The following is a 7,869-nucleotide window of genomic DNA, read 5'->3' as shown; positions in this document are numbered from 1 at the left end:
ATCGGAACCCTGCTCGACGCCTTCTCGCCCAGCGAATGCGCCAACTACCTCAGAAACTCCGGGTACGCGTCAATCTAAGTGAAAACGAGTCTAGCGTTTGCGGACAAATTCGGCGCGCAGCACAAGTCCCTTGATGCCTTCGTGGCGGCAGTCGATTTCCTGTTCGTCCCCGGTCAGCCGGATCGATTTGATCACGGTGCCAACCTTCAGCGTCTGTCCCGCGCCCTTCACGTGGAGATCTTTCACCAGCACGACCGAGTCGCCGTCGGCGAGGAGATTGCCCACCGCATCGCGAACTTCTGGGCCCGCCGCCGCCGCCGCCGCTTCGGCGCGGGCGCGGGCTTCGCTCGCGGGCAGCCAGTCGCCGCTCGCCTCATCATAAACATAATCCTCGTCGTCGGTCATTGTCTCACTCGGGTTTGCGGAAGCGGAGCGCGAACTGGTCGGTCTTGCCGCGAATGGAAGGGTCGAACACATTGGCCGTACGCGGATCCTCGGGCTGCGTATAGAGGTCGCTTTCCGCCTCGAGCGTGAAGCCGGCCTTTGTCAGGGCCGCGACCACCGCTGGCTTCTCGATGCGGTGGAGCCTGTCGGAGAGGGTGGTGCCGCTGCCGGCGGCGGCGCTGTGGTCGACGACAATCAGCGTCCCCCCGGGCTTCAAGGCCGCGAACAGGGCGGCGCTTGCCTTGTCGCCCGTGTCTTCGGGAAAGGGCTCAAGATATAAGTCGTGGAAATTCTGCACGGTGATGATCGTGTCGAGCGATACCGGGAAGGGCGGCGCCGCGAAGGGGCCGCTGACCGCGTCGACATTCGCATAGGCCGCGTCGACCGCGGCCTGATCGTCGCCATATTGCTTCCGGAAGGCGATGAACTCTGCCGGCTGAAAAGCATAGACGCGGCCATCGGGACCGACCGCGGCGGCGAGAAGGCGGGTAACATAGCCGCCTCCCATGACGAAATCACCGACCGCCTCACCCGGAGCCACCTCGGCAAAAGCGAGCAGTTCGGCAGGCTTGCGCCGTACGTCGCGCTCGCGGTCGGCAGCAGGGCGCGCGGGGTCGGTGATCGCGGCGCTGTAGTCGGGGGCGGCGGCAGGCGTTGCGGCGAGCGGGACGGCCGTCTGAAGAAGGAGGGCGAAGGCAAGCGAACGGAACATGAGGGCGACTCCCAATGACCTGGCGCGCCACCATAGCGACTTGCCGCGGCGCGGGCGCGATTATTTGCACATCCGGAATTTGATGATAGGTTTCGTCCTGAAACCAAAAAATCGGGAGAGTCGGGATGTACGATCTGGTAATTCGCGGCGGGACGGTCGTCGATGGCACGGGCGCCGCGCCCTTTGTTGCCGATGTCGCGATCGAGGGTGACCGAATTGCCGCCGTGGGCGCCAATCTAGGCGCTGGCCGCGAAGAGATCGACGCAGGCGGCAGGATCGTTGCGCCGGGCTTTGTCGACGTCCACACCCATTATGATGGGCAGGCGACCTGGGATGCTGAAATGGCGCCGTCGAGCTGGCACGGGGTCACGACCGCCGTGATGGGCAATTGCGGGGTCGGCTTCGCGCCGGCAAGGCCCGACCGCCATGAGTGGCTGATTTCGCTGATGGAAGGGGTCGAGGACATCCCCGGTACCGCGCTTGCGGAGGGAATGCGCTGGGATTGGGAGACATTTCCCGAATATCTGGACGCGCTCGAGCGGCTTCCGCGCACCATCGACGTGGCATGCCATGTTCCGCACGGCGCGGTACGCGCCTATGTGCTCGGCGACCGCGAAAAGCCCGGCGCGATCCCGACCGAAGAAGACATTGCGGAGATGTCGCGCATTGTCGAGGAAGGCGTGCGCGCGGGCGCCTTGGGGTTCTCGACGAGCCGGACCGTGCTTCACAAGTCGGTCGATGGCGAACTCGTCCCCGGGACCACCGCCACCGCGGAGGAACTGATCGCGATCGGCCGTGCAATGGGACGCGTCGGCTATGGCGTGTTCGAAATGGCGAGCGATCTGAAGCGTGAGTGGAACGAGTTTCAGTGGATGGGAGATCTTAGCCGCGAGACCGGCCTCCCTGTGACTTTCGCTGCGCTCCAGTCGATCGCCAAGGAGCTGCCGCTTGAAGAGCAGATCGAGGAAATGCGACGCCAGAACGCGACCGGCGCGAATATCGTCGCGCAGATCGCGCTGCGCGGCAACGGGGTGATCATGGCCTGGCAGGGCACCGTTCATCCCTTCCGCTTCAAGCCCGCGTGGAACGAGATCGAGGGGCTGCCTTGGGATGAGCAGCTTGCGCATCTCAAGGACCCCGCCTTCCGCGCGCGCATGACACAGGAGTCCAACGTCTATCCCGAGAGCGATATTATCGACTTCCTGAAGTTCGTCGCCGAAGGCTGGCCGGTCCATTTCGAGATGGACCCCGACTTCGACTACGAGCCACGGATGGATGAGAGCATCGCGGCGCGGGCGGCTGCGGCGGGCGTGACGCCCGCCGAATATGCTTATGAGCTTCTGATGAAGGACGAGGGCAAGGGCTTCATCTACTTTCCCATCCTCAACTACCGCGACGGCAACCTCAATTTTCTCGAGGCCCTGCAGGCGGCGGACGACACGGTGAACAGCCTGTCCGACGGCGGCGCGCATTGCGGCACGATCTGCGACGCAGCTTCGCCGACCTTCATGCTGCAGCACTGGGTGCGCGACCGGAATGGCCATCGGATTGCGCTCGAACATGCAATCAAGCGCCAGTGCCGTGATACGGCGCTTCTTTACGGGCTCGACGACCGCGGTCTGCTCGCACCGGGTTATCTTGCCGACCTCAATGTGATCGACATGGAGAGGCTGAAACTCGGCAAACCCTGGCTCGCCTTCGACTTGCCCGCGGGCGGCAAGCGGTTGCTGCAAAAGGCCGAGGGCTATGTCGCGACGATCAAGTCGGGCGTGGTCACTTTCCGGAACGGCGAAATGCAGGGACCCACGCCGGGCGGCGTGATCCGCGGCCCGCAGCGCGTCGAAATGGCGATGGCGGCGGAGTGATCCGCCGCCGCGCAGCGTTTATGGCGCGAGAAGATCTGCCGGCAGCGTCGGCTCGCTCAGAATCAGCGTCATCCGCCGCCAGCTTTCGTCGCGGTCGGGACCGCCGCGCTCGATAAAGGCGCGGACCATCTCCTCGCCGATCCCGTAGTTGATCACATAGCTGCGATACTGGTCGGTAAAGGCAACCGACTGTTCGGCGTGCTTCGGCGAGACGAGGAGATATTTCTGGGTCAGCGCGACGGCGGTTGGCCGGTCGATCACGCCGTCGAGATATTGCTGTGCTATGGTGAGGCGCGCGCCCTGCAGCGCCTTCAGCGCATCGTTGAGCTTCCAGTAGCGATCATCGCCCGGCGGGGCGATGCCCGCGAGGGGCATCAGCACGTCGCGCTCGGTATCAGGCCGCGTATTGTCGGGAAAAGCGAGGTCGATGCCGTAATTGGCACTGCCCTCGGCGATCAGGCTTTGCGGGCTATAGAGCGGATAGACGCTGAACTCGGTCCAGCCGCGCGCCTTCACCATCTGCTCCTCAAGCTTCATGTTGAGAAGGTGATGTCCGGGATAGCCCTCGTGGCACCCGAGGTCGAGCGCGCGCGAGAGGCGGATCGGAAGGTCGGTATTGATCTGGATGATGCTATGGTAGCCCCCCTGGTAATAATTGTAACCGCTCCAGCTCTTGCCGGTCACGAACTGCAGATCGAAGCTCTCTTGCTCGGGCATCGTGACATGCGCGGCGGTGCGGCCGCGGCAGCGTGCGATCGCGGCGCCGAACACCGGCTTCAGCTTGTCCTTCGGGATGGTGAAGCGGTCGAGAAAGGCCTCCACCCGCGCGGCGAGCGAGCCTTCTCCCGGAACAAGCGCCTCGACCGCGGCAAGCTGCGCATCAAAGCTCGTAAGCGGCTTCAGCTCGGGGCGCACGCCAAACAGGCGTTCGGCTTCCTCGAGAAAGGGAAAGCGCGTCCCCTCCATCATCATCAGGCGCGTCTCGGCGGCGCGAAGCTGGGCGCGAAGGAAAGCGGCCCGGCGCCGTTCGATGGGATCGGAAAGATCGGGCGTGGCGGCGTCGAGCTTGGCCATCAGCTGCCGCGCGGCCGCAAGCAGGGCCGGCTTGTCGCGCGGCGCCTTGGTCGCGGCCTCAAGCAGGCTCGGCGGGCCATAATAGGCGTCGATGTATCCCCGCTCGTGGGTACCGATTTCGAGGGTCAGGAGCACATAGGCGGAAGCGATCGCGTCGACCGCCTGCGCCGCATAGATGGCCGCTGTGGGGTCCGCAGGGGCGGTGGGTGCCGGCCATGCGCTCGCATCTGGAGTGCCAGCGGCCGTGGGCGCGGCGGGCGCGTTCGGCGCCGGCAGGTCGGTCACGCCGGGCAGAATCTCCATTCGGCTCACGTCGATGGCGGGCAGCCCGGCCCCCGCCTCTGCGGGCGCGCCTTCCTTCTGGGCAGGCATGGCAGGAGCGGACGGGCGGGGAGACGGAACGCCCTTCTCCCCTGCCTTTCGCTCGGCAACGACGCGCTTCATCTCGGGATCGAGCGCGTAGCAGCCCGACAGGGCTGCGCTTGAGATGAGCAGCAAGAGGATGACGGGGTTGCGCATCAGACCGGCACGGCTCCTTTTGTTTCCGACGTGTCGCGGACATCGCCGTCGGTGTCGATCTCGGCCGCGCTGTCGGCCTCGATCGCGGCATGACCGGGGTGCGGCGGGGCAAAGCGGAGAACCGCATATCCTGCAAAGGCCGCGACGAGCGATCCCATCAATATTCCGATTTTCGCTTCTTCTATCAGCAAGGCATTGCCCGGGAAAGCGAGGCCTCCGATGAAAAGGCTCATCGTAAAGCCAATTCCGCATAGCAGCGCAACGCCATAGACCTGAAGCCAGGTCGCGCCGCGCAGGCGTCCGGCAATGCCGAAGCGGACCGACAGCCAGACACTGCCGAAAATGCCGATCTGCTTGCCCAGAAACAGTCCCGCGGCAATGCCGAGGGGGAGCGGAGCGAAAGCCTCGTCCGAGGTGAGCTCGCCCAGGTCGACCCCGGCGTTGGCAAACCCGAATAGCGGCACGATGGCGAAAGCGACCCAGGGGTGAAGCGCATGCTCGAGCCGGTGCAGCGGGGAGGTCGCGCTGTCGGGTGCGCCCGGGGTACCCTCGAAGGGGATTGCCATCGCCGCAAGCACCCCGGCGATCGTTGCATGGACTCCTGACAAGAGCATCGCATACCAGAGCAGCACAAACATCAGCAGATAGAGGCTCAAGCGCTTCACGCCCGCGCGATTGAGTGCGAACATGATGCCGAGCAGCACCGCGGCCGCGGCGAGCGCGGCGAGGTCGATCTTAGCGGTGTAGAAAAGAGCAATGATCGCAACCGCCCCCATGTCATCAACGATTGCGACGGTGACGAGGAAGAGCTTCAGCGATGTCGGCGCGCGCTTGCCGAGCAGGGCGAGAACGCCGATCGCAAAGGCAATGTCGGTCGCAGCCGGGATCGCCCAGCCTTGCGCGAGCCCCGGCTCGCGCCCCGCAACAAGGGTGTAGAGGAACGCCGGGACCGCCATCCCTGCTGCTGCCGCGATTATCGGCAGCCGCCGCCGGTCCCAGCTGGCGAGCCGGCCATCGACGAACTCGCGTTTGATTTCGAGGCCAACGAGCAGAAAGAAGATCGCCATCAACCCGTCGTTGATCCACAGATGCACTGTCATCGGGCCGAGTTTCTCGGTCAGCGTGGGGCCGGTCACCGCATGGATCGTGTCATGATAAGCCGTGCCGCTGGAGGCGTTGGCAACGATCATCGCCAGCACCGCCGCCAGGATCAGCAATATTCCTCCGGCGCTCTCGCTTTCGAGGAAGTCGCGCAGGGCGGAGCGGGGGGCGGAGCGGGGAGCCACGTAGCGATATCCTGTCAAAGACCGTGTTTTTTGAGGTTTAGTAGCGCGCATTTCGCCGTTCGTCACCTTCGAGCGACGGCTGCTGCGGCCGGCTCGACCCTCGGGCCGACCGGGAGCCGCCGCCTGGGTGGGGCCGATGCCGTCGCCGCCCGTCCCCCTGCAACGCAGGCCCGCTTGGTGGAACCGCCGCGCGACACAGCCGATTCCCCGGCCCGGAAAAATCGTCTAGGGTTTTTCGGAATCGGCGCCGTCCGGGCGCCCGTCTCACGCTTCGGGGCCTGTCCTTGGATCTCTATCTTCCTGTCGCCAACCTGTCGGTCAACGCGCTGGTCATCATCCTCCTCGGGGGCGGGGTCGGCCTTCTGTCGGGCATGTTCGGTGTGGGCGGAGGCTTTCTGACCACGCCGCTGCTGATCTTCTATGGCATACCTCCCACGGTCGCTGCGGCGTCGGCCGCGACGCAGGTGACAGGCGCCAGCGTGTCAGGAACCCTGGCCTATCTGGAGCGGGACGGCGTCGATCTGCGCATGGGGACAGTGCTGGTCGCCGGCGGGCTGATCGGATCGCTGGTCGGCGCGGGGCTCTTCGAGCTACTCACTGCCTGGGGTCAGATCGATACCGTCATTTCGATACTTTATGTCGTGCTTTTGGGATCGGTCGGCACGATCATGGGGCGCGAGGCGTGGGCGTCGCTGCGCGCGATGAGGGCCGGGATGCCCCCGCCCCCCCGCAAGCGCCGCCATCACCCGATGGTCGCAAATCTGCCGCTGCGTTGGCGTTTCTATCGCTCGGGTCTTTATATCTCGCCGCTCGCGCCGCTGCTGCTCGGCATGGGGGTCGGCGTGCTCACCATGCTGCTCGGTGTCGGCGGCGGTTTCATCATGGTTCCCGCGATGGTCTACCTGCTGGGCATGGGGACGCAGGTGGTTGTCGGCACATCGCTGTTCCAGATCCTGTTCGTGACGATTGCCACGACAATGGTGCATTCCATGACAACAGGTGCGGTCGATATCGTGCTTGCGGGCCTCTTGCTGCTCGGGAGTGTTATCGGAGCGCAGGTGGGCGCGCGCTTCGCCCAGTCGGTGCGACCAGAATATCTGCGGCTGCTGCTCGCAGGGATCGTGCTCCTTGTTGCACTGCGCATGGGGGTCGACCTCTTCATCCGCCCCGAAGAAATCTACACCGTGCAATGATCCGCGCGTACGCCTTGCTGCTGTGGCTGGCCGCGACGCTGCTTCCCCTCGGGGCCGCGCAGGCGGCCGACCCCCGGCTGGTCCCCGATGTTTCGAATCGCGCGATCGACATCCAGTACAGCTTCACCGGGGAGGAACTCCTCCTGTTCGGCGCGATCCTCTATCCTGGTCAGCGCCTTCCCGATGACCGCGCCGACATCGTCGTGGTGCTGAAGGGACCGGTGCGACCGATTGTCCTGCGGGAAAAGCAGCGTGTTGCCGGTATCTGGGTGAATGCCAGCAGTATTCGCCTACGCACCTCGCCCGGTTTCTACGCGATCGGTTCGTCGCGGCCGATCGACGAGCTGGTCGACGAGCGGACCGCCGCGATCTTCGAGCTGGGGCTCCGCAACCTGTCGATGTCGCCGACGGGTTTTTCGCAAGCGAAAAAGCTTGAACGGTTCGAAAATGGGTTGATCGACCTCTACCGGCGGCTTGGTCTCTTTTACGAGGACCCGAGCGCGGTGGAGATCCGGGAAGGCGTGCTCTATCGCGCGCGGATTCCGGTGCCGGCGCGCGTTCCGGTGGGTAATTACCGCGCGGAAACCTATTTGATCAGCAAGGGCCGCGTCATAGCGGTCGCCTCGCGGGACGTCGAGATTCGCAAGGCCGGATTCGAGCGCTTTGTCGCGCTCGCGGCGCAGCGCCACGGCTTTCTCTACGGTCTGTCGGCGGTGCTCCTGTCGCTGACCTTCGGCTATGGCGCTTCGGCGATTTTCCGGCGGCGCTGATCCTTA

The 7,869-nt window shown here is 64.9% G+C and carries 7 protein-coding genes; 3 read left to right on the top strand and 4 right to left on the bottom strand.

Going from position 1 to position 7,869, the window contains the following annotated elements; genetic code table 11:
• Nucleotides 1-90: 90 nt before the first annotated feature.
• Together B5X69_RS14375 and B5X69_RS14370 are read right to left on the bottom strand one after the other, a co-directional pair.
• Nucleotides 91-405: an alkylphosphonate utilization protein gene (locus tag B5X69_RS14375; RefSeq protein ID WP_079639396.1), complete on the bottom strand. Its 315-nt coding sequence runs from the start codon at nucleotides 403-405 to the stop codon at nucleotides 91-93.
• Between the two features lie 4 nt (nucleotides 406-409).
• Nucleotides 410-1,156 (bottom strand): class I SAM-dependent methyltransferase, encoded by a 747-nt coding sequence (locus B5X69_RS14370; protein ID WP_079639395.1) that lies wholly within the window; start codon nucleotides 1,154-1,156, stop codon nucleotides 410-412.
• Between the two features lie 125 nt (nucleotides 1,157-1,281).
• Between B5X69_RS14370 and B5X69_RS14365 the strand changes: the two genes are divergently transcribed.
• Nucleotides 1,282-3,021 carry an N-acyl-D-amino-acid deacylase family protein gene (locus B5X69_RS14365; protein WP_079639394.1) on the top strand — a complete coding sequence of 580 codons (1,740 nt, stop codon included), beginning with the start codon at nucleotides 1,282-1,284 and terminating at the stop codon, nucleotides 3,019-3,021.
• Nucleotides 3,022-3,039: 18 nt separating this feature from the next.
• Here B5X69_RS14365 and B5X69_RS14360 read toward each other — a convergent pair whose 3' ends face one another.
• Both B5X69_RS14360 and nhaA read right to left on the bottom strand, forming a co-directional pair.
• The gene (locus B5X69_RS14360) at nucleotides 3,040-4,614 is read right to left on the bottom strand and encodes a hypothetical protein (protein WP_079639393.1); all 1,575 of its coding nucleotides are present in this window, start codon (nucleotides 4,612-4,614) and stop codon (nucleotides 3,040-3,042) included.
• On the bottom strand, nucleotides 4,614-5,900 hold the full coding sequence (gene nhaA / locus B5X69_RS14355) for a Na+/H+ antiporter NhaA (protein WP_245798753.1): 1,287 nt from the start codon (nucleotides 5,898-5,900) through the stop codon (nucleotides 4,614-4,616). The genes B5X69_RS14360 and nhaA overlap by 1 nt, the downstream gene beginning before the upstream one ends.
• Before the next feature lie 284 nt (nucleotides 5,901-6,184).
• Between nhaA and B5X69_RS14350 the strand changes: the two genes are divergently transcribed.
• Both B5X69_RS14350 and B5X69_RS14345 read left to right on the top strand, forming a co-directional pair.
• A complete protein-coding gene (locus B5X69_RS14350; RefSeq protein WP_079639391.1) occupies nucleotides 6,185-7,093 on the top strand; it encodes a sulfite exporter TauE/SafE family protein in 909 nt (302 codons plus the stop codon).
• The gene (locus B5X69_RS14345) at nucleotides 7,090-7,863 is read left to right on the top strand and encodes a TIGR02186 family protein (protein ID WP_139375802.1); all 774 of its coding nucleotides are present in this window, start codon (nucleotides 7,090-7,092) and stop codon (nucleotides 7,861-7,863) included. The genes B5X69_RS14350 and B5X69_RS14345 overlap by 4 nt, the downstream gene beginning before the upstream one ends.
• Nucleotides 7,864-7,869: the final 6 nt, after the last annotated feature.

The sequence above is a fragment of the Sphingopyxis flava genome (assembly GCF_900168005.1).
GTDB classification, from domain to species: Bacteria; Pseudomonadota; Alphaproteobacteria; order Sphingomonadales; family Sphingomonadaceae; genus Sphingopyxis; species Sphingopyxis flava.
Note: the sequence above shows the minus strand (reverse complement) of the source record. Positions and strands in the feature narration are given on the sequence as shown.

What these genes read in the sequence shown, in the direction of transcription:
- B5X69_RS14370 (WP_079639395.1), bottom strand. Translation starts at nt 1,156, where the DNA reads ATGTTCCGTTCGCTTGCCTTCGCCCTCCTTCTTCAGACGGCCGTCCCG.
- B5X69_RS14360 (WP_079639393.1), bottom strand. Translation starts at nt 4,614, where the DNA reads ATGCGCAACCCCGTCATCCTCTTGCTGCTCATCTCAAGCGCAGCCCTG.
- B5X69_RS14345 (WP_139375802.1), top strand. Translation starts at nt 7,090, where the DNA reads ATGATCCGCGCGTACGCCTTGCTGCTGTGGCTGGCCGCGACGCTGCTT.
- B5X69_RS14365 (WP_079639394.1), top strand. Translation starts at nt 1,282, where the DNA reads ATGTACGATCTGGTAATTCGCGGCGGGACGGTCGTCGATGGCACGGGC.
- B5X69_RS14375 (WP_079639396.1), bottom strand. Translation starts at nt 405, where the DNA reads ATGACCGACGACGAGGATTATGTTTATGATGAGGCGAGCGGCGACTGG.